The organism is Streptococcus ruminantium (genome assembly GCF_003609975.1).
In the GTDB taxonomy this organism is placed as follows: Bacteria; Bacillota; Bacilli; order Lactobacillales; family Streptococcaceae; genus Streptococcus; species Streptococcus ruminantium.
On the sequence record NZ_AP018400.1, the window covers coordinates 1,146,327 to 1,168,331 of the forward strand.

20 protein-coding genes are annotated in these 22,005 nt (G+C 38.9%); 4 read left to right on the forward strand and 16 right to left on the reverse strand.

Annotated elements, in window-relative coordinates:
- Positions 1-111: 111 nt before the first annotated feature.
- The 9 genes from SR187_RS05500 to SR187_RS05540 all read right to left on the reverse strand — a co-directional run bounded on the left by SR187_RS05500 (position 112) and on the right by SR187_RS05540 (position 9,490).
- Positions 112-1,206, reverse strand: a complete 1,095-nt coding sequence (locus tag SR187_RS05500; RefSeq protein ID WP_024532581.1) for a glycerol dehydrogenase — start codon at positions 1,204-1,206, stop codon at positions 112-114.
- Between the two features lie 42 nt (positions 1,207-1,248).
- Positions 1,249-2,253: an iron-containing alcohol dehydrogenase gene (locus tag SR187_RS05505; RefSeq protein WP_120171767.1), complete on the reverse strand. Its 1,005-nt coding sequence runs from the start codon at positions 2,251-2,253 to the stop codon at positions 1,249-1,251.
- Between the two features lie 42 nt (positions 2,254-2,295).
- Positions 2,296-2,964: a fructose-6-phosphate aldolase gene (locus SR187_RS05510; RefSeq protein WP_120171768.1), complete on the reverse strand. Its 669-nt coding sequence runs from the start codon at positions 2,962-2,964 to the stop codon at positions 2,296-2,298.
- A gap of 15 nt (positions 2,965-2,979) precedes the next feature.
- The gene (locus SR187_RS05515) at positions 2,980-5,424 is read right to left on the reverse strand and encodes a glycyl radical protein (RefSeq protein WP_120171769.1); all 2,445 of its coding nucleotides are present in this window, start codon (positions 5,422-5,424) and stop codon (positions 2,980-2,982) included.
- A gap of 151 nt (positions 5,425-5,575) precedes the next feature.
- Positions 5,576-6,877, reverse strand: a complete 1,302-nt coding sequence (locus SR187_RS05520; protein ID WP_120171770.1) for a PTS sugar transporter subunit IIC — start codon at positions 6,875-6,877, stop codon at positions 5,576-5,578.
- A gap of 12 nt (positions 6,878-6,889) precedes the next feature.
- Positions 6,890-7,195, reverse strand: a complete 306-nt coding sequence (locus SR187_RS05525; RefSeq protein WP_024532576.1) for a PTS sugar transporter subunit IIB — start codon at positions 7,193-7,195, stop codon at positions 6,890-6,892.
- A 35-nt stretch (positions 7,196-7,230) separates the two neighbouring features.
- Positions 7,231-7,554, reverse strand: coding sequence for a PTS lactose/cellobiose transporter subunit IIA (locus SR187_RS05530; RefSeq protein WP_024532575.1), 324 nt, complete (start codon positions 7,552-7,554; stop codon positions 7,231-7,233).
- A 208-nt stretch (positions 7,555-7,762) separates the two neighbouring features.
- Complete coding sequence (locus tag SR187_RS05535) at positions 7,763-8,734, reverse strand: sugar-binding transcriptional regulator (RefSeq protein WP_024532574.1); 972 nt, start codon at positions 8,732-8,734, stop codon at positions 7,763-7,765.
- Positions 8,735-8,746: 12 nt separating this feature from the next.
- A complete protein-coding gene (locus SR187_RS05540) occupies positions 8,747-9,490 on the reverse strand; it encodes a DeoR/GlpR family DNA-binding transcription regulator (RefSeq protein WP_024532573.1) in 744 nt (247 codons plus the stop codon).
- Positions 9,491-9,621: 131 nt separating this feature from the next.
- On the opposite strand from SR187_RS05540, the gene SR187_RS05545 reads away from it, so the two are divergent.
- A complete protein-coding gene (locus SR187_RS05545) occupies positions 9,622-10,398 on the forward strand; it encodes a glycyl-radical enzyme activating protein (RefSeq protein WP_120171771.1) in 777 nt (258 codons plus the stop codon).
- A 353-nt stretch (positions 10,399-10,751) separates the two neighbouring features.
- On the opposite strand, the gene SR187_RS05550 is transcribed toward SR187_RS05545, so the two are convergent.
- From SR187_RS05550 to SR187_RS05570, 5 genes are all read right to left on the reverse strand, one after another.
- Entirely contained in the window at positions 10,752-11,405 is a 654-nt protein-coding gene (locus SR187_RS05550) for a DNA alkylation repair protein (RefSeq protein WP_120171772.1), read from the reverse strand.
- A gap of 197 nt (positions 11,406-11,602) precedes the next feature.
- A complete protein-coding gene (locus SR187_RS05555) occupies positions 11,603-12,100 on the reverse strand; it encodes a GNAT family N-acetyltransferase (RefSeq protein ID WP_120171773.1) in 498 nt (165 codons plus the stop codon).
- Positions 12,101-12,718, reverse strand: coding sequence for a DUF5052 family protein (locus SR187_RS05560; RefSeq protein ID WP_024532570.1), 618 nt, complete (start codon positions 12,716-12,718; stop codon positions 12,101-12,103).
- Positions 12,719-13,079: 361 nt separating this feature from the next.
- Positions 13,080-14,396, reverse strand: coding sequence for an FAD-containing oxidoreductase (locus SR187_RS05565; RefSeq protein WP_120171774.1), 1,317 nt, complete (start codon positions 14,394-14,396; stop codon positions 13,080-13,082).
- 101 nt (positions 14,397-14,497) lie between these two features.
- The gene (locus SR187_RS05570; RefSeq protein ID WP_120171775.1) at positions 14,498-16,168 is read right to left on the reverse strand and encodes a formate--tetrahydrofolate ligase; all 1,671 of its coding nucleotides are present in this window, start codon (positions 16,166-16,168) and stop codon (positions 14,498-14,500) included.
- Positions 16,169-16,406: 238 nt separating this feature from the next.
- Between SR187_RS05570 and SR187_RS05575 the strand changes: the two genes are divergently transcribed.
- The 3 genes from SR187_RS05575 to SR187_RS05585 are packed head-to-tail and all read left to right on the forward strand — an operon-like array spanning position 16,407 to position 18,211.
- The gene (locus SR187_RS05575) at positions 16,407-17,093 is read left to right on the forward strand and encodes a phosphopantothenate--cysteine ligase (protein WP_162496990.1); all 687 of its coding nucleotides are present in this window, start codon (positions 16,407-16,409) and stop codon (positions 17,091-17,093) included.
- Between the two features lies 1 nt (position 17,094).
- Complete coding sequence (coaC, locus tag SR187_RS05580) at positions 17,095-17,643, forward strand: phosphopantothenoylcysteine decarboxylase (RefSeq protein WP_120171777.1); 549 nt, start codon at positions 17,095-17,097, stop codon at positions 17,641-17,643.
- Complete coding sequence (locus SR187_RS05585) at positions 17,630-18,211, forward strand: ECF transporter S component (protein WP_120171778.1); 582 nt, start codon at positions 17,630-17,632, stop codon at positions 18,209-18,211. Before coaC ends, SR187_RS05585 begins: the two co-directional genes overlap by 14 nt.
- Before the next feature lie 130 nt (positions 18,212-18,341).
- Here the strand turns inward: SR187_RS05585 and SR187_RS05590 are convergent, their stop codons facing one another.
- Together SR187_RS05590 and SR187_RS05595 are read right to left on the reverse strand one after the other, a co-directional pair.
- Positions 18,342-19,736 carry a glycosyltransferase family 2 protein gene (locus SR187_RS05590; protein ID WP_162496991.1) on the reverse strand — a complete coding sequence of 465 codons (1,395 nt, stop codon included), beginning with the start codon at positions 19,734-19,736 and terminating at the stop codon, positions 18,342-18,344.
- Positions 19,737-19,854: 118 nt separating this feature from the next.
- Entirely contained in the window at positions 19,855-22,002 is a 2,148-nt protein-coding gene (locus SR187_RS05595) for a hypothetical protein (protein WP_120171779.1), read from the reverse strand.
- Positions 22,003-22,005: the final 3 nt, after the last annotated feature.

The following is a 22,005-nucleotide window of genomic DNA, read 5'->3' on the forward strand; positions in this document are numbered from 1 at the left end:
GGTCTTCCTAACTTTAGATGCGATGAGGTCAACACTTAATCGGGCATATAAGGCTGTTCCATCACACTTTCTAATGTTAACTGAACTACTGCAATTTCTCAGAGCAATTGATTATCTATCTAAAGAACGAACATAGTAGTCAACAGCCAAAAGAGCTTCTGCTACATCCTCGGCTGAAATAGCAAATGGCATACCATGGATAGTTTCCCCTGCGATAGTCGCCTGTTGCCCTACCTTCAGCAAATCTTCATAGCTAGCGTCTGCTAAATGCAATTCTGCTAAGGTAGTCGGCAAATTCAAAGCTTGGTAGAATCGGATATATTTTTCCAATTCTGCTTTCGGACGATTTTCCAAGAAAAGTTGTGTCAGGGTACCGTAGGCAACTTTTTCACCATGTGTTAAATGATGTATGTCACCTTCTAAAGCTGTGAAGCCATTATGGATAGCATGTGCTGCTGCCAGACCTGCACTCTCAAAGCCCAAACCACTTAATAGCGTATTAGCTTCAACAATATTTTCTAAGGCAGTGGTGACAACTTTAGCTTCACAACTTGCCATAGCTTGTAGTCCATAATCAAAGAGCACCTTCTCACAGGTCTGTGCGATTGCAATGCCTGCAAGGGTTTGAGCACCACCAGCCATAGTAGAACCATTACTCTGCAAAATAGCACGTGCCTCCACCCAAGTTGCCAAACCATCGGCAATACCTGAAGCCAGTAAACGTGGTGGTGCTTGACAAATAATGGCTGTGTCTACCAGAACAAGATCTGGATTTTTCTTATAGAAAATATAGCGCTCAAATGCTCCTTCCTCAGAATAAATGACAGACAGAGCAGACGTTGGAGCATCTGTGGAAGCGATTGTTGGAGCAATGACTACAGGAACCGCTAGCAAATCAGCAATAGCTTTAGCAGAATCAATTGTCTTGCCACCACCCAGGCCGATTACTACATCACTCATCTCCTTTTTTCCAATTTCCACAACACGCTGGATTTCTTTGTCTGATGCTTCACCATTAAAAGCAACTCGACAAGCTTTCATGTCCTCTCCAGCTAGATAGGATAGAAATTTCTCTCCTACAATGCCATAAACCAAATCATCGCAAAGCACCAGGGGCTTATCCCCCAATTTTCCAATTGCTTCTGCACCTTGAAACAGGACATGTTTTCCCTGTATATAACGTGATGGACTTGCGAATACTTTCATAGGAATTCCTCCTTATTGTTAGATAATAACTATTTTTATAGACTAATTCATCGCTAAAACTTGTTCAATCGCACATTGAACTTCCTCATCCTTTATTCCTAGTGGTTTCAGGTCTTTTCTTATAACATTCAGCAGTTCTAAACGATCTATTTTGTTGGAGAATGGTAATAAATGAAGCTGCTTGCACCATTGAATAATGGCTGTCATTTTCTCTTCTGACTCATGGTTCAAGTAAGTAAAAAGCAACAGGATAAATGCATTCCTTCTAAGCGATTCATCTAGCCAATTTAATTCTATTTTTGCGAGGTTTGCTCCTAGTTTCTCAACTAAAGACCAAGCATCTGTGCTCAGACAATATCCGTTTAGCACCGTGAGAACCTCTAAAATATCTTTCAGCGCTCTTGATAATGTCGAATTTTCAAAATCAACTATAGCTTGAGAAGCATCTTTTAATAAAGCGCTTTCACAACCTTTGATAAGAATACCATCTACCAAACTGGATAGATGATGATTGTTTATTTTTTTAATAACAGCTAGGTAAAGCAGAGAATTTATTATACCAGCCTTCAAATCTGAAACAGGCTGAGCCAGAAGCAAATCTCTATCCACTATAATGAGCCGAACTGACTCCTCCAGTAAGATTCGTGGATTTTTCCACTCCTCAGCTACTACAAATGGCAAACTTGTAGAAGGAAGTGACAGAGAAGTCGGAATCAAGACAAATGGCAAGCCCAGCAGATTTGCAACAGCCTTCGCACACTCCATCGCGACATTGGTACCAAACCCAATAACAAGATCTGCACGGTGCTGAAACCCCATTTCTCCAACTTCTTCAATCAAGGCTTGACTCATCTCTGTCAGACAGGCTACTTTGGTAATTAGCCCATGACAGGTTAGATGTTTCACCAAACCTTGTATATCTTTATTATACTCCCACTCTACACATAAAACAAGGGGACGATGACCTATCTTCAAAATATCAACCGCACAATTTTCTAAGAGATTATTCCCCTGGATGCTGCGTGAAAGACTTGAGAATCGTTTCATAATGTCCCCCTTATTTTTTTATTATATATAGCCTAAAAGTTCCTAGATGGATTTTTTTCCATAACTGGCTGACCAATCGCTGGCAAAGTCATCCACTGCCTTTTCAATAGCTGGCATAGCGAAAGCTGCTTCAAATATATCTACACCTGCTGTAACAGCCTGTGCACCGTGCGCAAATGCTTGATTGACTTGATGAACATTTTTAAATGAAGCTGCCAGGATTTTACTTTTCGAACAATCTCGATCAATAGCCTCTGCTAGTTGAGCAATAACTGCATTCGAATCAATGTTCAGATTCGCCATACGATTATAATAGGGCGCTAAGTAATCTGCACCAGCTTCAATAGCCAACAAACCTTGAAAAACACTGTAGATGGCCGTTGCTGTAATCTTATACCCTTCTGCTTTCAAGATTTTCATAGCAGCTAAGCCAGCAGATGTTACTGGAACCTTAATATAGACATTTTCTGGTGCCAACTCACGAATTTTTTTAGCATCTGCCAAAATACCTTCGTAATCTTTTGCCACAACTTGTACATGCAGTGAAGCTGTTGGTCCGATTAGATCACGAATAAGGTGCAAATGTCCGAAAAAGTCAATGCCCCCCTCTTTCTTTGCAATGGTCGGGTTTGAGGTCACTCCTGCAAGCGGAAGGACCTGAGCCCATTTTCTTATCTCCTCTATATTGAGGGTATCCAGCATAAATTCCATAATAAGTAACCTCTTTTACAATGTATGTTCTGTACGACCGATAATGTCGTCCTGCGTTGCTCTAGACAGTACATTGAAGAACGCTGAATAACCCGCCACACGGACAATCAGGTCACGGTGTTTTTCAGGATGCAACTGCGCATCAATCAAGGTTTCTCTAGAGACAACGTTGTATTGAATATGATAACCATGCAAGCGGTTAAAAAATGTCCGCAGTAGAGCAATCAATTTTTGTTTATCTTCTTCTTTTGCAAGAGTTTGTGGATTAACTTTCTGATTGAGCAAAACTCCTCCAACAATTTCATGTGTTGGTAATTTTGCAACAGACTTCAAAACGGATGTTGGTCCATTTTTATCCATATTATGAGATGGTGAGCAACCTTCTGCAAGTGGAGTCCCTGCATTCCGTCCGTCTGGAGTCGCTAGCGTGCCACGACCTTGTCCCACATTTGCAGAAATAGATGATGTACCTGAATAGCGAATACCACCAATAGGCCCCCTGCCAAAACGAGTATTTGGATACTTAGCAATCTCATCAATATAGATATCATAAGCTGCTGTCACCAACTGGTCTGCATAATCATCATCGTTACCATATTTTGGTGCATCCTCAATCAACATCTCTTGGATTTCTTTACCACGCTCACCAGCATAATCTGTTTCCAAAGCATACCACAACTCCTCTGGGGTCAGCCTTTCTTCTTCAAAGACCAGTTTCTTGATGGCTGCTAGAGAGTCAGATAAATTAGCAATACCAACCTGCAAACCTGAAATATAATCGTAAATCGCTCCGCCTTCTTTCAAATGCTTGCCGCGACCAATGCAGTCATCTGTAAGGGCGGAGCACAGGATATCTGGTACCTCTCTTTCCAGAGCAAGGTCAATTGCATTTTCTACAATAACACTCATACGTGTCAAGTGGCGGAGGGTTTCTTCCCAAGCAGCTTGCAACTCTTCAAAAGATTTCATATCTTTGAAGTGGCCAAAGGCAGGAGCAAAGCGTTTCCCAGATGCCGGATCAATACCATTATTCATGGCAATCAACAATACTTTCGGGAAGTTCATGTAGCTCATCCCTGTACAACGATAGCCCCATTTCCCCGGAACTGCTGTTTCTACACAGCCAATGGCACTGTAATCATAGGCATCTTCTTCCAAGACACCTTTGTCGATAAAGGATGGAATGATAATCTCATCGTTATTAAAAGCTGGCATACCAAAGCCAAGTTTCATTACTTCTATACATTCATTCATGAAGCGAGCATCCAGACCTGCATGATAGCGAACCGTTAAGTTTGGTTGTGGTAAATGCGTTTGGGCAACAGACTTCAATACCAGATAAGAAAGAGGATTGACCGCATCCTTCTTATCACGTGTCTGTCCGCCAATTGTGACATTTTGATACAACGGACTACCTGCAGATGAGAAGGTGTGGGACTGACTGCGAACCTTGTTGATAGTGATGGTCTTAATCCACAAGTTGGTCAAGCGTTCAACAATACTATCTTCTGTTTCACGACCTGCTTCCAAATCTGCTTTTACATAAGGATACATGTACTGATCAAACCGTCCATAAGATAGAGAATGTCCATTTGACTCAATTTGTAAGATACACTGAATAAACCAGACGGATTGTACCGCCTCTGCAAAGGTCTCAGCAGGCTCATATGGAACTTTAGAGCAAATGCGTGCAATTTCCAACAGCTCCTCACGGCGTTTAGCTGTCGGTGCTTTTTCTGCTAATGCTGTCGCCAAGGTAACAAAACGATCTGCGTAGGCCTTTACAGCTTTAATGATGATGAAAATAGAGTCATAAAAGTGATACTTATCAATACTTGCCGGATCTGTCAAGTCAAGGTTTGACTTCGCTTTATGCACCCGTTCTTCAAAACCACGCAAACCCTGTTCTAATACTTTTTGGTAATTGACAGCCAAGTGCGCATCACCTGAGTTCATCTTACCTTCCATACCAAAGAAGCCAGTTTCCATATACACCTGAACCTCTTCTGGAAGTAGAACCCCAGCTCGTGATCGAAGATTGTTCTTTTCCCAGAATGGCGCAATATTTCGTAACTGCTCCTTGGTTTCTTCCGTAATATAGAAGACATCCCCATCCCGTTTTTCAAATAAATCCAATTCATTCAAAACAAATTCCAAGGTATACTCAGGGAAAATCGGAGCATCTTTGTTGGAAGAAGCTTGGTTTCCTACAATCAAACTTTCTTCTTCAATGTAGAGCGTCATGTTCTCCAATATTTCCTTGAGCATGTAAGCTCTTTTTAACACATTAGGCTTTTCTCTATGCTCTTGATAAGCTCTTGTTGCTAGAACAGCTCGTTCTGCATCAATATAAGGTTTTTTATCAAGAACATCTTCTCTGTATTTGTTCATCCGATCTGTCAGACTTCCAAAATACTCTGTTTTAATGCTGGTGCTAGCTACTTCAGTTACTGTTTTCATAGTTTTATCCTTTCTTTAGAAACAGTATTTAGTTTCGTTTGTAAGAATAGTATACTCTGTAATAGAGCCTATTGTCAATTATAGTTAGTTAAAGCTAGGATTTCTGAGGCAACTTGCACATTCTTGCAAACTTTTTAAGTAGCATTCTTGGCTAAACTGCTTCTTTCGTCTCATTATCACAAGCTATCTTATCTTGAATCTTAAAGAATGGAAAATAAACAAGTGTTGATACTGCTAAAATAAGAATCTGAACAACCGCTCCCTGCCAGCCACCAACCATAAAACCAGAGATGATGGCAGGAGTGGACCAAGGCAAGGTGACACCTGAGAATGGCTGCATAAAGCCAATTGAAATAGCACCATAGACAATGAAGGCTGCCAAGATTGGCACCAAGACAAACGGCAAGAACATCACCGGATTCATCACAATTGGGAAGCCAAATACAACCGGTTCATTCACATTAAAGAGTGCAGGAAAAGCTGCTACTTTACCGAGTGCTTTATACTGTTTTGACTTCGCTGCAAATAACATGGAAAACACGATACCAAACGTAATACCTGAACCTGACATAATCAAAAAACTATCTAAAAACTGCTGGGTCACAATATGAGCTCCATTTTCTAAAGATAGCTTATCTGCTGCTAGAAGAGCCTTATTAGCATCAAGGTTTGATAGAAGCAAAGCGGTAACAACACCATTCACAACTGACTGTCCGTGTACACCAAACCACCATAGGAAAGAAATGAAGAAGGCAATCCCGATGGCACCTGGCAATGAACCTGTTAGCCCTTGAAGAGGCACTTGGATTACATCGTAAATCATTTCAATGAAAGTACCACCATTTGTCACTATCTTAGAAATGATATAGACAATCATAGACAATGAGAATATAACAAAGGCAGGGATCATCGCCTCAAACTGTTTAGCAATCGCCTGAGGTACTTGTTCAGGCATTTTAATAACAATATGACGCTGAATAAAGGTCGTATAAATAGCACCTACTACCAATCCGATGATAATTGCACCGATAATCCCCTGACCACCAAACCAAACTTTTGCAACAGCATCACTAATAGGTTCACCGATTGCTGGAACATAAGAGGATTTCAAAAGAATAAAGAATGAAGAAACTGATAGCACACCGGCTGGAAGCGGTTCTACACCACTATTTTTCGCATAAGAGTAACCGATTGCAAAACAAGAAATCAAACCCATGATTGCAAATGTTCCACTATAAACCTGCATGAAAGGCTCTGTCCAATTAGGACCAAATAAAGAAGCAATTGCAGCATTCAAATCTGCAAAAGGTAATTGCCCTAAAATCAAGAAAATACTACCAACAACTGTCAAAGGCAAGATGGCTAACATACCATCTTTTAGAGCAATAATTCCTTTCATATTTACAAATTTCATGATTGGGACAATAATTTTTTGTGTATCAATTTTGGACATGACCATACTCCTTTATGAAACCATGCTGAGCGCTAATTGCAGAACTTTTTTACCATCCAACATACCGTAGTCTGCCATTGGAATTACGGCAATCGGAATCTGTTTCTCATCGCAGAGAGCTTTTGATTTATCAAGTGTATAAGCCACCTGCGGGCCCAACAAAGCAATGTCAATTTTATCAAGGTAATCTGCAATTTTCCCTTGAGAGTGTGCAGTAATTTCAACCTCCACACCAGCATCCGCTGCAGCAATTTTCATGTTGTTGACCAACATACCTGTAGAAAAGCCAGCAGCACAAAAAAGAGCAATTTTAACCATTTCGGTTTCCTCCTAAATATAAAATATATTTTGTTTTAATTAACTTTTTGTAGTTCTTTTCTCAAATCAATAATTTCTTTAATTAAATTGATTTCCGTAATGGATGTCATCAAATGGTCTTGAGAGTGGACAAATAAGGCAGTAATATCTGATTTTGAACCTCCTGCTTCTTGTGCAAGGAACTTGGTTTGCATATTGTGAGCTTCCAATAGTGCTGCATCTGCAAGTCTCAATTCTTCTTCAGCCCCTTCCTCCTCACCAGCTTTGACAAGTGAAAGAGCTTGATAGGCATGACTCTTTGCATCTCCAGCATAAATAATCAATCCCATGATCAATTGATCAGCAACAATCATTTCCATTGTTTTTTCCTCCAACTTGTTTTATTTGTAAGTAAATATTTTTCTTTCGTAACCAAATCATATCATTTTCTATAAATGGAGTAAACATATTTATGGAACATTTTCTGTTTTTATATATTTACGCACTTTTGTGCAATATTAAGTAATTAAAAAACACCCAAATCACATCTATAGTTGATTTAGGTGTTTTAAAGGTTACTCTTGCCTACTACTCCAACTGAAAGTTGGAAGCTTGATCAAGTTCCAAAACTTTCACTATTGTTCGTTCATCTGTCACCAAATGATGAATATATCCAGCACGTAAAACCGCTAGAATAGCTTGAGCTTTTTGATCTCCGTATGCCAACGCCATCGTGTCTGGAACCTCTTTCAAATCTTCTAAGGATATAGCAATGGTTCTTTTTTGCAAATCTTCAACAACTTGTTTCCCCTGTTGGTCAAAACAACGACAACAAGTTTCACCAACTGCTTTTTCAACTGATAATTGCTGGAAATCGTCCGCTGTCAACATATCTAACCACTGGCGATTTTTTTCATCAACCCCACCGCCAATTCCTACTACTGCAACATCCAACTGTTTCCAATCTGCCCGTAATTCCTCAAAATATTTAGAAGACAGAATACCATTAGCAAGTTCTTGATTTTCTTGAATGATAGTTGCATTGATAAAACGACATTCTCCGCGAAATTTGCTAGCCATGTTATAAATCAAGGTATTGACATGATAACGTGCGTGAATATGACTAGGCCCACCAGCAATAGGAACAAACTTGACTCCTTTCATGCGATGATGCCCGATTTTATCTACGATAAGACTAAGACTTCTTCCCCATGAAAATCCAACCTTCTTCTCATCATCAATCAGATTGGTTAGCATATCCGCAGCTGCTTGAGCCAAGCGATTTTCCAGATCAAACAGATCCTCATCTGTACTATTTTCAACCAGTTCAAGGCCTTTCAGACCATACCTATTCTGCACATACTTCTCTAGTTGATAAAGCCGCCTATCAAAATCTTGAATTTCAATCTTTACAATACCTTCCGACTTAGCCTTGGTCAGCATTCTACTGACCGTTGTTCGATAAATCCCTGTTTCAGTAGCAATTTCTGCCTGACTTTTTCCCTCTACATAATAAAGATAGGCGATTTTGGCTAGCTGCCTTCTTTTTTCTTGTTTCATCCTACCCTCGCACTAAACTATTGTTACCTTTACATGAGCTTGCTGTAATTCAGTTAGGACTGTTTCGGTGATAGAAGTATCTGTAATCACCTGCGCAACTTGACTCAAGCTAAATCTATGTACGGTTCCACGCTTTGTAAATTTACTAGCATCTGTCAGGACAATCATCTCTTCAGCAACCTCTGACATATATTGAACAACTTCACTCCGCATTAAATTCTTTCCAGTGAAGCCATGCTCGCTATCAAAACCATCTGCTCCTACAAAAGCTTTGTCAACATGGAAAAACTGAATCATTTTACGCAAGAGTGGCCCAACCGTCACTTGAGAATCTTTCTGAAATTCCCCACCTAGTAAAATAATCTGACAGCTATCATATTGTCGTACGAAATTCGCGATAAAATATGAATTTGTAATAATGGTGACATTCCTCTTGGTTTTACAAATCTCCTCAGCTAAAAGTGCACAAGTCGAACCAGACTCTATCATTATCGTATCGTTATCTGCAACCAAGTTAGAAGCTTCCTTAGCAATGCGTTTTTTCACATCATAGCGAAAAGACATACGAATATTGAGATCATCTCCACTATTTAAAACAGCATAACCATGCTCTCTCCGCAATAATCCTTTCGATTCTAGCTTATCTAAATCCTTACGGATGGTCACCTTAGAAACTTCCAACTGCTCTGCCAAACTGTTAACATCAATTTTCTCATGCTGTGATACTAACTGTATAATTTTATCTAAACGTTCCATTTTTATCACCTCATATTCATTCTACCAAATTTTTGCTCTTTTTCAACTATTAGCAGTCTTTTTGTTACGTTCGTAATTGTAAAACTTTCTTTTATGTGATAAAATCAAATTAAATCGAAAAGGAGTACGTCATGAACATAAGAAAAGGTATTATTTTTAACATCCAGCATTTTTCCCTCCATGATGGACCCGGTATTCGGACAACTGTTTTCTTAAAGGGTTGTCCCTTACACTGTCCTTGGTGTGCAAACCCAGAATCTCAAAAGCGAAAACCCGAGCCTATGTTAGATGCTATTAGTAAAAAAACAACTATCATGGGAGAGGAAAAGACAGTTGACGACATTATGATAGAGGTCATGAAAGATATTGATTTCTATGAAGAATCTGGAGGTGGTTTAACACTTTCTGGTGGAGAAATTTTTGCCCAGTACGAATTTGCTAAAGCCATTCTAAAAGAGGCAAAGTCACACGGTCTTCATACTGCTATTGAAACAACTGCCTTTGTTGAGCACCATAAGTTTGTTGATCTCATTCAATACGTTGACTTTATTTACACAGATTTGAAACACTATGATACTATATCCCATCGGAAAGTAACTGGGGTCAATAATAATCTTATCATCCAAAATATCCAATATGCCTTTTCTAGTGGAAAAGAAATTGTCCTTCGCATTCCTGTTATCCCTGAGTTCAATAACTCATTAGAAGATGCCGAAGAATTTGCTCAGCTCTTCAATCAACTCAATATAGACAAAGTTCAACTCCTCCCTTTCCATCAATTTGGTGAAAACAAATATAAGCTCTTACATCGTACATATAGTATGTCTAATGTTAAAGCTCTTCATCCTGAGGAATTGAAGGAATACCAATCTATCTTCATAAAGCACAATATCAACTGTTACTTCTAGCAGTTAGGATGGAAAAATTACCATTCTACTACCTTGATACACTGCATCATCCTTGCTGGTCAAATCTTTCTCAATAAAAAAAAGCCCACCTAAAAGGTGGAACGGGGCATCGTATCCGATGAGAACAGAAGGTTCACACAACTATTCAAGGTCCGCTCCTGCGTTTCAATTAAATGAAGACCTCCCCAGCGTCGAACATGACAAAGTCACTATTCGGCTCATCGCATAAAATCATTTTATCATATCTCAAGATGGTTGTAAACTAAACTGATCTCTAAAATATCATCTGCTTATTTGATTACTACCTATTTTCCATATTGATGACATGTCCGTTATCATAGTCACAGGTTTATCTAAATATATTTGGAAGCCTCACGAATCGAAAGACTTGCCATCTGATTACGGTACTTATTGATAAACATCCGTACCCAATCGGGATTCGTTTTGGAATAATCTCGCAGACTCCAACCGATTGCCTTATTGATAAAAAATTCTGTTTGGTTGAGATTGTTGACAAGGATCTGTTCCAAAAGTTCTGTATCTGTATTCTCCTTTTCCAGTAACTGATGGTCAATCGCAAGCCGTCTCAACCAGAAATCATCATCCACACTCCAATCCAAAATAACCGTTTTAGCCTCTGGATGATTCAAAACAATCTTTCCGACCAGTTTGTCTAGTCCATCAATACTATCCCACCAAGATTTAGTTTGAGCCAATTTTTTTAAACGTGGTAAATCCTTCAGGGCTAGATCCTTCTTTTTTATCACCAAATAGTCAATCGCCACATATTGAAATTCACGATAAGGCTTGTCCCAACAAGCCTCTACAAAATCCCAATCAATCCCTTGACTCTTGTTTTTTTTAAACAATTCCCTTGTAACCTTGCGGCGATCTGGCGTGCGGACACCTAGGAAATCAAAATTGTTTTTCATATACGCTCTCATCGGCTGAACCTGATGAAAATCCGCAACAGCCAGTAACTGCTCTTCTAATTCTGCAATATTCATTTTACATTCCTTTTTGTAGTTTTTGTCTGTGCAGGGTACTTCTTTGTTTTTGGGCGACCAGCTGAAACAGTCTAACCCCAGACTGTATGGGCGCTTCCTTATTTTCGGGCGACCAGCTGAAACAGTCTAACCCCAGACTGTATGGGCGCTTCCCTATTTTCGGGCGACCAGCTGAAACAGTCTAACCCCAGACTGTTTCAGTCCTCCACCAACGATTTTTGAAGCCAGACAATATCATGCCAGTTCCCAAACTTATAACCGACTTTCTTTAAATGAGCTACCTGTTTATAGCCCATTTTTTCATGTAGAGCAAGAGAAGCAGGATTAGGTAGGGATATACAAGCCAAGAAATTCTTAAAACCACGCGCAATTAGCTCTTTCTCCAAGTGACTATAAAGCAAATTTCCAATTCCCTGACCACGTGCCTTTTGACTAATATAGATTGACAACTCAACAGTCCAATCATAAGCTGCACGAGGGTAGTAAGTTGAAGCGTAAGCATAACCTAAGATTCTACCTTCCTCTTCCGCTACTAGATAAGGAAATTTTTCCAAAATCTTCTCTATCCGATCTGCAAATTCGGTAGCTGTAGGAACTTGCGTTTCAAAGGTAATAACTGTTTCTTCAACATAAGGAGAATAAATAGCAACCAGCTCTTCTACATCAGATGGTCGTACTGAACGAATTTCAATCATTTATTTCTCCAACAATGCACGATCATAAATCGTATAATCACAACGATAAATAATCAATCGCTTGCCATCAATCAATAATTCAGATGTTTTGGGTGCATCTGAAGCGTATAAAGACACCTTATCACCTGCGTAAGTCGCAAGCGGTGTCCCATTTTGCGAACGAATCAAAACAACCTTTGCCTTTCCTGTAAAATCATTTTGTAGGCTAGATACCATTCGATTAACAAGGGGAATTGCACGGTCGTAATTAGCAATGTTCACCGTGGTCTGATACTTGGCATATAGGTCTTCTAAACCTTCTTCTGCTGCAATCAATGACGAACCTACGTGATCAATCTCATATTTTCCAAGTGTTACTTTCAAAACAGAAGAGTCTGCCTTCGAGTTCCCTTCCCTATCAACAGAATCAAATTCTGCATTCCTTGAAATGGAGAGAGACTTACCAGCCATCTCGTCAATCAATTGGGAATTTTCATCAAAAGTTCGAACTGTCATCTCCAGACCAATCCACTCTTCCTTTGTATTCTTCCACCAGTTGGAGATAGATTGACAAGCTGATAAACTTATCAGGCACAGACTAAAGACTGTTAACACAGCCAACTTCTTTTTCAGTTTCATATAACACCTCCCAAGTGTGATACCTTATTGTATCATGGAACAAGAAAAAATTCCAAATCCAGTAACTCCTATAATGAGAGACACATCCAAACAACAAGGGTCTAAAATATAGTGTTATAATTATGTACAAAGCTTTTCAATTCATCGTCAATTAAATGATATTTTAGCTAGCATCATCGTCTTATTTAATTTAGAAAAATAATGCAAAAAAACGCACTCCAAACTTTGACGAGTAAGGATTACGGTTTTACTATTTTTTACTCTACTAACTTTGCGTCAGCATTGAGAAGAGGCAAATTCCAGTAGGATTTTACAAGAGTTGACAGCTTTCCTTTAAAAGATAATTAGCACAAAATCTTCTTTAGAAATTGAACACATCATTCAAATTCTCAGCCATGGTTGGATGGGTAAAGATTTGCGTTTTAAAATATGTATACGGAATCTTGTTATCAATTGCCATAGCAATTAAATTTATCAATTCCTCCGAATTGCGACCAAAAAGGGTCGCTCCCAGAACCAGCTTAGTTTCCTTATCAACAATTACCTTGAAGATCCCCTTTAAATCATTGTTGACATGGGCGCGTGGCATATTGATTACTGGAAGCTCATTGGTAATATAGTCATATCCTGCTTCTTTAGCCTCATTCTCCGTCAGACCAACACGTGAGAGAACCGGTGTGATGAAGACGCTCGTTGGAATAGACTTACGCTGACTTAGACAATAGTTACCAGTGCCAGTTAACTTACCAAAGACAATACGAAAATCATCTAGAGAAGTATAGGTGAATTGTGGACCACCGTTGACATCTCCAACAGCATAGACACCTGATACAGTCGTTTCACAGTAGTCATCCACTTTGATGGCTCCATTTTCTGACACGGCAATGGTAGTATTCTCCAAACCCAAGTCAGCGGTATTTGGCACACGTCCTGTTGCATAGAGGACTGCATCAAAGACGGTTTCTTCCCCCTTAATCGTCACAGCGACCTGTTCTCCTTTTGCTTCCACTCGCTCAATGCGTGCATTCATCTCAAAAGTCACACCGGCCTCTTCCATGTATTCTTTTGCTAATTTAGCGACTACTTCTTCTTCCTTTGGCAAAATGGTAGGACTAGCTTCATATACCGTTACCTGACTGCCTAACTTGTTATAAAGTCCGGCAAATTCTAAACCAATATTTCCGCCACCAATAATAGCTAGTTTATCAGGGCACGTTTTTAAGTTCTGGATGCCTGTACTATCATAAACATGGGGCGTATCAAGCAATCCAGGAATCGGAAGAACGCGAGATTTAGCACCCGTATTGATAACAATAGTTTCTGCGGTCAACTGAATTGATTCACTTCCTGCAGACACTTCCACAATCTTATCTGCCACAAAACGAGCATGACCTTGGTAGAGATTTGCACCACTACCTTTTAAAACCGCTTCATTTTTATTACGCAGTCGAGTGGTAACCGTTTCTTTTTGATCCATAACCTGCTCAAAAGTCCAATTTTTATCCGCAGCTACTAAAAGTGTCTTGGTGGGAATACACCCAATATTGATACAAGTGCCACCAAACATTGCAGGATTTTCCTCAACCAGAGCGACCTTTTTGCCTGCCGCCGCTAACTTACCTGCTAGAGTCTTACCAGCTTTACCAAAGCCAATTACTAATAAGTCATATTGTTTCATACTATATTCCTCTTGTAATCTATTTTATTACTCAGTGTATCACAAACGGATATTTTTAGCACAATTCTGCTACGGTAAAGACTAGAGGGGCAAAAAGACTGCTAGAACAGACCAATGGCTACTCCATTCTCTGCCACATCCATATTGAGAGCAGCAGGGGCTTTGGGAAGTCCTGGCATCGTCATAACATCACCTGTTAGTGCGACAATAAAACCAGCTCCCAATTTGGGAACAAACTCGCGTACAGTAATATCGAAATCAGTCGGAGCACCAAGAGCGAATGGATCATCCGAAAAACTGTATTGCGTTTTAGCCATACAGACCGGTAAGAAGTCCCAGCCATTCTTAGCAAATTCAACCAATTGGTTACGCGCTTTCTTCTCAAAAACAACACCTGAACCACCGTAGATTTCTGTAACAATCTTGGTCACTTTTTCTTCCAGACTATCTTCTAATTTGTAGAGCCCCTGATAGCTAGCAATCTGATTGTCAATAGTTGCAACAACTGTCTCAGCTAATTCGACACCTCCATCAGCACCATTTGCCCAAACACTAGCCAGTTCAACAGGCACACCGATTTCTTCACAAAGTGCTTTTAAGGTCATAATTTCATCTTCTGTATCTGATACAAATTCATTGATAGCAACCACTGCTGGAATGCCATATTTCTGTACATTTTCTACATGGCGTTTCAAGTTGACAAAACCAGCTTTTACAGCTTCTACATTCTCAGTCAAAAGCTCAGTTTTAGCTACACCACCATGCATTTTCAAAGCTCTCAAGGTCGCAACAATCACCACTGCATCGGGAGCCTTAGGTAGATTTGGCACCTTAATATCAAGGAACTTCTCTGCTCCAAGATCAGCTCCAAATCCTGCTTCTGTCACAGTGTAGTCCGCCAATCGCAGAGCTGTTGTGGTGGCAAGAACTGAATTACATCCATGTGCGATATTAGCAAATGGCCCACCATGAACAAAGGCTGGCGTACCATAAATAGTTTGAACAAGGTTTGGTTTTAAGGCGTCTTTCAAAATGAGGGCAAGAGCACCCTCTACAGCCAAATCACGCACATAGACAGGACTGCGATCAAAACGATAGCCAATCACAATATTGGCCAAACGCTCTTTCAAATCATTGAGATCAGTTGCCAAACAAAGAATTGCCATCATTTCAGAGGCTACAGTGATGTCAAATCCATCTTCTCGTGGAATGCCATTGAGCGGTCCACCCAAACCAACTGTAACCTTACGCAGAGCACGATCATTCAGATCCACCACGCGCTTCCAAATAATACGGCGTGGATCAATTCCAATGACATTCCCTTGATGGATATGATTATCAATCAGAGCAGAAAGAGCATTGTTTGCAGTTGTGATAGCATGCATATCACCTGTAAAATGTAGATTGATATCTTCCATCGGCAGAACCTGAGCAAAACCGCCACCAGCAGCTCCACCTTTAATCCCCATCACAGGCCCTAGAGAAGGTTCACGAAGGGCGACCATGGTCTTTTTGCCAATCTTTGAAAGAGCATCTGCTAAACCAATGGTAATCGTAGATTTTCCTTCACCAGCAGGAGTCGGGTTAATAGCCGTCACGAGAATTAACTTGCCGAGTTTGTTTTTCTTAACTGCATTGATTTTTTCAAAAGATAATTTTGCCTTATATTTCCCATATAATTCAATATCATCAAAATGAATTCCTACTGTTTCAACAATATCCGTAATGGGTTTCAAGGTAATACTTTGAGCAATTTCTATATCTGATTTCATGAGAATTCCTAATTTCTTTATTATTTTGATATTATTATATCACACAAAACTTATTTTCGCACGTTATTTGTATTTTTTTAAAAAACGTACGGTTTTTTGTAATTATTTGCTAATTTATTACCCTAATATAAGAAAAAACACTCTATTTTTCTGTTTTCGCATATAAATCAATTATTTTGAATGCAAAATAGTATTCCGTAAGCTTTACGAAAAATCAAAATTCTAGTACAATATGAGCATGAAACTATTGATTACATCCGGCGGGACAAGCGAAGCAATCGATCAGGTCCGCGCCATTACCAATCATGCCTCAGGTAGCTTAGGAAAAATCATTGCGGAACAGGCTCTAAAACGCGGTCATCAAGTCACTCTAGTTACGACAAAACAAGCTCTTAAGCCTGACCCACAGGATTGTTTAACCATCATTCAAATCACAGATGTAGACAGTCTGAAGACAACGTTGGAACCCTTGGTCAAGTCCCATCAGGTTCTCATTCACAGCATGGCTGTATCTGACTATACACCGATTTACATGACCAGTTTGGAGGAATTAGAAAAAACGGACGACCTCTCTTGTTTACTCCATAAAAAAAATACCGAACATAAAATTTCTTCAAAAGAGGACTATCAAGTTCTCTTTCTAAAAAAAACTCCAAAGATTATCTCCTATGTCAAGGAGTGGAATCCAGCAATTCGACTCATCGGTTTTAAGCTATTGGTTGCTGTCTCAAAAGAAGAATTATTGGCAGTTGCTCGGCATAGCCTTGAAAAAAATCAAGCCGATTATATTTTGGCTAACGATTTGGTAGACATAGAAGAAAACAAACATGTTGCCTACCTCGTTGATCATGCTACAGAAACACAGGCAAACACTAAAGATGAAATTGCCCAGCTCATCTTAGAAACCTTAGAAAAAGGAGGTTAGAATGGCTAATATTACCCTCGCAGTAACCGGATCCATCTCAGCCTATAAGGCTGCCGATCTGACTAGTCAACTGACTAAGCTTGGACATCAAGTAACCGTCCTCATGAGTCAATCTGCCATGGACTTTATCACCCCCTTAACTTTCCAATCTCTGTCAAAAAATCTAGTCCATACAGATGTAATGATTGAAGAAAACCCCAGTCTGATTAAACACATTGATATAGCAAAAGAAACAGACCTCTTCCTAGTCGCGCCTGCTTCTGCCAACACCATTGCAAAACTAGCAAACGGTCTGGCAGATAATATTATAACAGCAACAGCTCTTGCTCTTCCCGATAGAACGAAGAAATTAGTTGCACCAGCCATGAATACCAATATGTACCTCAACCCTGCTACCCAGAAAAATCTAAGCAGATTAGCGGATTACGGATTTGAGGAAATCAAACCACGTAAAGCCTTACTCGCCTGTGGTGATTTCGGAACAGGAGCTTTAGCAGAAACTGAATATATCTTGGAGAAAGTGAGTCAAACCCTTTATGAAAAACAATAAATCCAATTTTGTAGCAACTATTGCAATTTTCTTTGCTGTCATGCTAGTAGTCCATTTATCTAGCTCTATCATTTTTAATCTTCTACCCTTTCCAATCAAACCTACCTTGATACACATTCCTGTGATAATCGCCTCCATTCTTTATGGTCCTCGAATCGGAGCCACACTCGGTGGCTTGATGGGGATGATTAGCGTTGTGACAAATACCGTGATTCTCTTACCAACTAGCTACCTCTTCACTCCTTTTGTTCCCAATGGAAATATTTTGTCGCTTATCATTGCCATCGTACCACGTATTTTGATTGGTATAACACCCTATTTTGTACACCAATTTATCAAAAATAAATTAGGATTATTGATTGCTGGTGCAATTGGTTCTATGACGAATACTGTTTTTGTATTGGGAGGAATCTTTGTTTTCTTCTCATCAGTTTACAACGCTAACATCCAGCTTATGCTAGCTGGAATTATAGGTACAAATGCTATTGCTGAGATGGTTATTTCATCTATCTTAGCACTTATAATCGTCCCAAGAATATTAAAATTAAAAAATCAGCACACATCTTAAACCATGTTTGTGTAGCCATCATCCATAAATCAAACAGTAAAACTCTTGAAAAGTTTAATAGATAAGCAATATCAAGAGTTTTTTTATCTGTAAAAAAGAAACCCAAGTCAAACTTGAGTCTCTGTATGCTTTAAGTAGTGTACTCTGTTCTTTTAATTTCGCCCCATACCTTCTTCTTTTTTTTATAGCCAATAAAGCTTGTCAGACGAACGTAATTTAAAATCCAGTGTAAGCAACAATATCTAAAAATAGAAACAATCGCTGCCTTACATAAATCAATGGGAGTAATAAACAAATCTTGAGAATAGGCGCGTTGCAAGAATGATGTGAAGGTCACAAGAGAGCAAAAAACAATATGGAGACAGAATAACGATACTAAAAACGAAGTATTTAATTGGTGAGAAAAGAAAGATAGCAAGATAATAAAACAACCAAATGTTTCTATAAATGGAGCCAAAAATTCAAACAGCAAGTAGTAGATATATGCAAAATATCCCACCACACCAAATTTTACTCTTGACAACATTTTATAGTATTTCTTCAAGCATTGATATAGACCTAAAAACCATCTGCGACGTTGCTGGCATAAATCTCCTAGAGAATTTGGAGCTTGACTCCAGCAAATAGCGCTTGTCTCATAGCAAATACGATAAGAAATATTATTATTACGACAAAAATAGTGCAATTTCATAACCAGTTCCATATCTTCCCCGAGAGTTTGCGTATCATAACCACCAACAGCTATTACATACTCTTTATGAAATAAGCCGAATGCACCTGATATAATTAAGTTAGATTGTAGATAATCAAATAAAATTCGTGTCCCTAAAAATGCACAGTCATATTCAATGGCTTGAGCACATGGCAGTAATGACCAAGGTAGTTGATAATTGTTGACTTGACCATCAACAATTCGCACTCCTTGTGCTACTTGAACGACTCCTCCAACAGAAATAACATTGTCCCACTTCTGCATTGGACGAACCAATTTTTTCAAGGAATCTTTTTGGAGTATAGAATCTGCATCAATACACAAAAAATAATCATGGTTTGCTGCATTAATTCCAAGATTCAGAACATCCCCCTTGCCTCCATTCTCCTTTTCGATTAAGGTCAGATGTACGGAACCAAACCACTTCTCTGATATTCTATGATAAGGACGACAGGATAAGCGATACTTGATTTCACAATGACATTCTTCTAGTTGAAAATACTCGCGTACTAATTTAGCCGTTTTATCTTTCGAACCATCATCTAACACAATAATCTCATAAACAGGATAATCCAACTTGAGCAATGATTGTATAGAAGAAATGATTGTCACCTCTTCATTATAGGCTGGTACCAATATAGAGATGGGAGGGTAACTCTTTTTACTTTTCTCATATTTCTCACGATTTTTATAGCGCTCGTGGAGATGGACTCCTCCAGCAATGACCGAAAACATAAGAAAACTAGCATATATAGTGAGGTGTCCCAAAAACAAAGTTTGTGAAACCGTTAAAAAACCTTTTAACCAAACCATTTCCTTTTCTCCCCTTAACTAATGTTTTTTCTTCCATTGAACATAGGAGCGCTTGATAATGTAGGACATATTAAAAATAAAAATTGCGATACAAATAATGATATAAAAATACAAAAGATTATGAACCATCTTTATTCTCCTTCCAATAGTTTTTCAATATCGTATACGATTCCTTTAGAACACCAGTGACATTAGGTTTATTCCATTTATTGATACGATAAAACGCTATCGGTATATTATTATTTTGTCTCAACTGGCCAATTCCAATTCCAATCTGGTCAATGCGCATTTCGGAAACACCGTAATGCATGTAGTAATCATCGTGGATTTTCCCTTGAGCAGGATTTGAAAAATTTAATAACTGCCATGGAATTCGTACTTCTACCACATCTTTACCAAAATAAATATCTGACCGTGAATCAAAATCCTCAGCCCCTCTTTGGCTATTTCCAACTCGTAGCTTACCAGTTTCAAAAACAGGATTCCATTTGTCTTGACGTGCCGCTTTCTCTAAATCATCAAAGATGCGATTATGCTTTAAAAGTAATGAGACAGGATGAAAATGTGACGAATCTGACTCAGGGATATCTACAAATGGATCTATTCCCTTTATTTGTTTTAGGTAATTAGCTCGAACAGCATCGTATCTATTTTGCACTAATAAATGACTACCATTTGTACCATCTATACTCAGGATAAAATCCACCTTACTTTGGAAGTTCAACTTTCCATGTTCCCAATACAAGCTCCCTGTCTTAGGTGTTATATCCAATGGAAGAGTCCATTTATCTTGTGGTGTTAAACCTTCTTTTTTGATAGCAAAATACAGATAATTTTCATCACTATCTACACTTAGTTTAGCTCCATCATGCTCTATTAAAGGCTGAATATTCCACTCTGTCAACTTTCCATCAATCACATGATTCTTGACTTGATTTTCAAAAGCTAATAATCCAAATCCTTGATTATTGGATTGAACATCCCCCCATTGGAAACGACTGTGTCTATTTGTCGTAAAGGAGGTGTTCCAAGTACGAGCTCCCCAATCATCTTGCCACGTTTCAACGAGAGCACCAACTGTCCCTGCTTTTAGAAATGATTGATAGTCTCGAACTAATAACTCACCTTGTTGTTTTTCTGATAATGGTCCTTCAATTCCTTCCTGACTAAGCGCAGTAATACCTCTGGAAGTTGAATACCCATAAGAGGAGATTAATACAGGAACACGATGATGACTTTTTAGAAGATGAGTATAGTTCTCTGGGTAATTTTTTTGTTTTGCCACTTCTATTACTTCTTGAGAAAGATTTGAACGATCCGCAATCACATAATCCAAGGCCTTTGGATGGTAGTCCAGTAACTGATAGGAAGCAAATAAACCTGTCTTCAAACGGCTAGTTGGAACTATATGTTCAATATCTAGCTGGGCATATTTTGAAGTCTGAGCTGCAAATGGTTTTTGATATATAAATGGATCTGTCAACGCGGAGCTGCCAAAGGTGATTAGGTGTTGCCAACCATATTTCTTTGATTCATACGCTACCATCTCATCCATAACTTGTGCTAGCATCACTTCAAAAGGTGTCACTTCTTTGATAGTACGAATATATTTTCCCTCATATGCTTCCTTCTTGACTTGATGATTTGTATAAGCAATTGTTGAACTATTCCACTGATCTCCAACTGCAAAACCAAGTACCCATTTTGAAACATCTTTTTTATAATACTGACTACCTAGATTTGTATTCCACACTTTTCTTCTACCATGTATTATATCTACTGCATCCTTTACATCGTGTAGCAGTTGTCCACGATAGTACTCATGAAAAGCATCAATAGCACTATTGTCTCGATAATCATCTATACGTACTCCTTGCAAAAGATACAGAGGATACTTTGAACGATTATTGTGTTCATCTAGCGCTTCATAGAAAGCAACATCCATAATCGATTTTACACGGATTGTATTGGCTCCCATCTCAGAAATTTTCTGCATCCAAGAAAGATATCTTTCCTTTCCTATCGCAAAGTCGTTCTCATGATAGCCTGCTATGCCGCTCCCCATATTTACTCCTTTGACGATGAAGGGACTATTACCTTGTTTTGTTTTTTGAATCAACTTCTGATTTTGAATTTGAAAAGTATACTGAATTTGACTATCTGAATACATTTGAGGCAAATATAAACTTCCATCAAAATAATAGAAATAATATCCAATACTTAAAAGGGCTGTTAGTAAACTAACTACAATAAGATATTTTTTCACAAG

Excerpts from the sequence above, each read along its gene's own strand:
- SR187_RS05530 (WP_024532575.1), bottom strand. The coding sequence starts at position 7,554 with ATGGAAATGATTGTTGCTGATCAATTGATCATGGGATTGATTATTTAT.
- SR187_RS05570 (WP_120171775.1), bottom strand. The coding sequence starts at position 16,168 with ATGAAATCAGATATAGAAATTGCTCAAAGTATTACCTTGAAACCCATT.
- SR187_RS05515 (WP_120171769.1), bottom strand. The coding sequence starts at position 5,424 with ATGAAAACAGTAACTGAAGTAGCTAGCACCAGCATTAAAACAGAGTAT.
- SR187_RS05590 (WP_162496991.1), bottom strand. The coding sequence starts at position 19,736 with ATGGTTTGGTTAAAAGGTTTTTTAACGGTTTCACAAACTTTGTTTTTG.
- SR187_RS05575 (WP_162496990.1), top strand. The coding sequence starts at position 16,407 with ATGAAACTATTGATTACATCCGGCGGGACAAGCGAAGCAATCGATCAG.
- SR187_RS05535 (WP_024532574.1), bottom strand. The coding sequence starts at position 8,734 with ATGAAACAAGAAAAAAGAAGGCAGCTAGCCAAAATCGCCTATCTTTAT.
- coaC (WP_120171777.1), top strand. The coding sequence starts at position 17,095 with ATGGCTAATATTACCCTCGCAGTAACCGGATCCATCTCAGCCTATAAG.
- SR187_RS05545 (WP_120171771.1), top strand. The coding sequence starts at position 9,622 with ATGAACATAAGAAAAGGTATTATTTTTAACATCCAGCATTTTTCCCTC.
- SR187_RS05500 (WP_024532581.1), bottom strand. The coding sequence starts at position 1,206 with ATGAAAGTATTCGCAAGTCCATCACGTTATATACAGGGAAAACATGTC.
- SR187_RS05520 (WP_120171770.1), bottom strand. The coding sequence starts at position 6,877 with ATGTCCAAAATTGATACACAAAAAATTATTGTCCCAATCATGAAATTT.
- SR187_RS05525 (WP_024532576.1), bottom strand. The coding sequence starts at position 7,195 with ATGGTTAAAATTGCTCTTTTTTGTGCTGCTGGCTTTTCTACAGGTATG.
- SR187_RS05555 (WP_120171773.1), bottom strand. The coding sequence starts at position 12,100 with ATGATTGAAATTCGTTCAGTACGACCATCTGATGTAGAAGAGCTGGTT.
- SR187_RS05550 (WP_120171772.1), bottom strand. The coding sequence starts at position 11,405 with ATGAATATTGCAGAATTAGAAGAGCAGTTACTGGCTGTTGCGGATTTT.
- SR187_RS05565 (WP_120171774.1), bottom strand. The coding sequence starts at position 14,396 with ATGAAACAATATGACTTATTAGTAATTGGCTTTGGTAAAGCTGGTAAG.
- SR187_RS05585 (WP_120171778.1), top strand. The coding sequence starts at position 17,630 with ATGAAAAACAATAAATCCAATTTTGTAGCAACTATTGCAATTTTCTTT.
- SR187_RS05510 (WP_120171768.1), bottom strand. The coding sequence starts at position 2,964 with ATGGAATTTATGCTGGATACCCTCAATATAGAGGAGATAAGAAAATGG.
- SR187_RS05540 (WP_024532573.1), bottom strand. The coding sequence starts at position 9,490 with ATGGAACGTTTAGATAAAATTATACAGTTAGTATCACAGCATGAGAAA.
- SR187_RS05505 (WP_120171767.1), bottom strand. The coding sequence starts at position 2,253 with ATGAAACGATTCTCAAGTCTTTCACGCAGCATCCAGGGGAATAATCTC.
- SR187_RS05560 (WP_024532570.1), bottom strand. The coding sequence starts at position 12,718 with ATGAAACTGAAAAAGAAGTTGGCTGTGTTAACAGTCTTTAGTCTGTGC.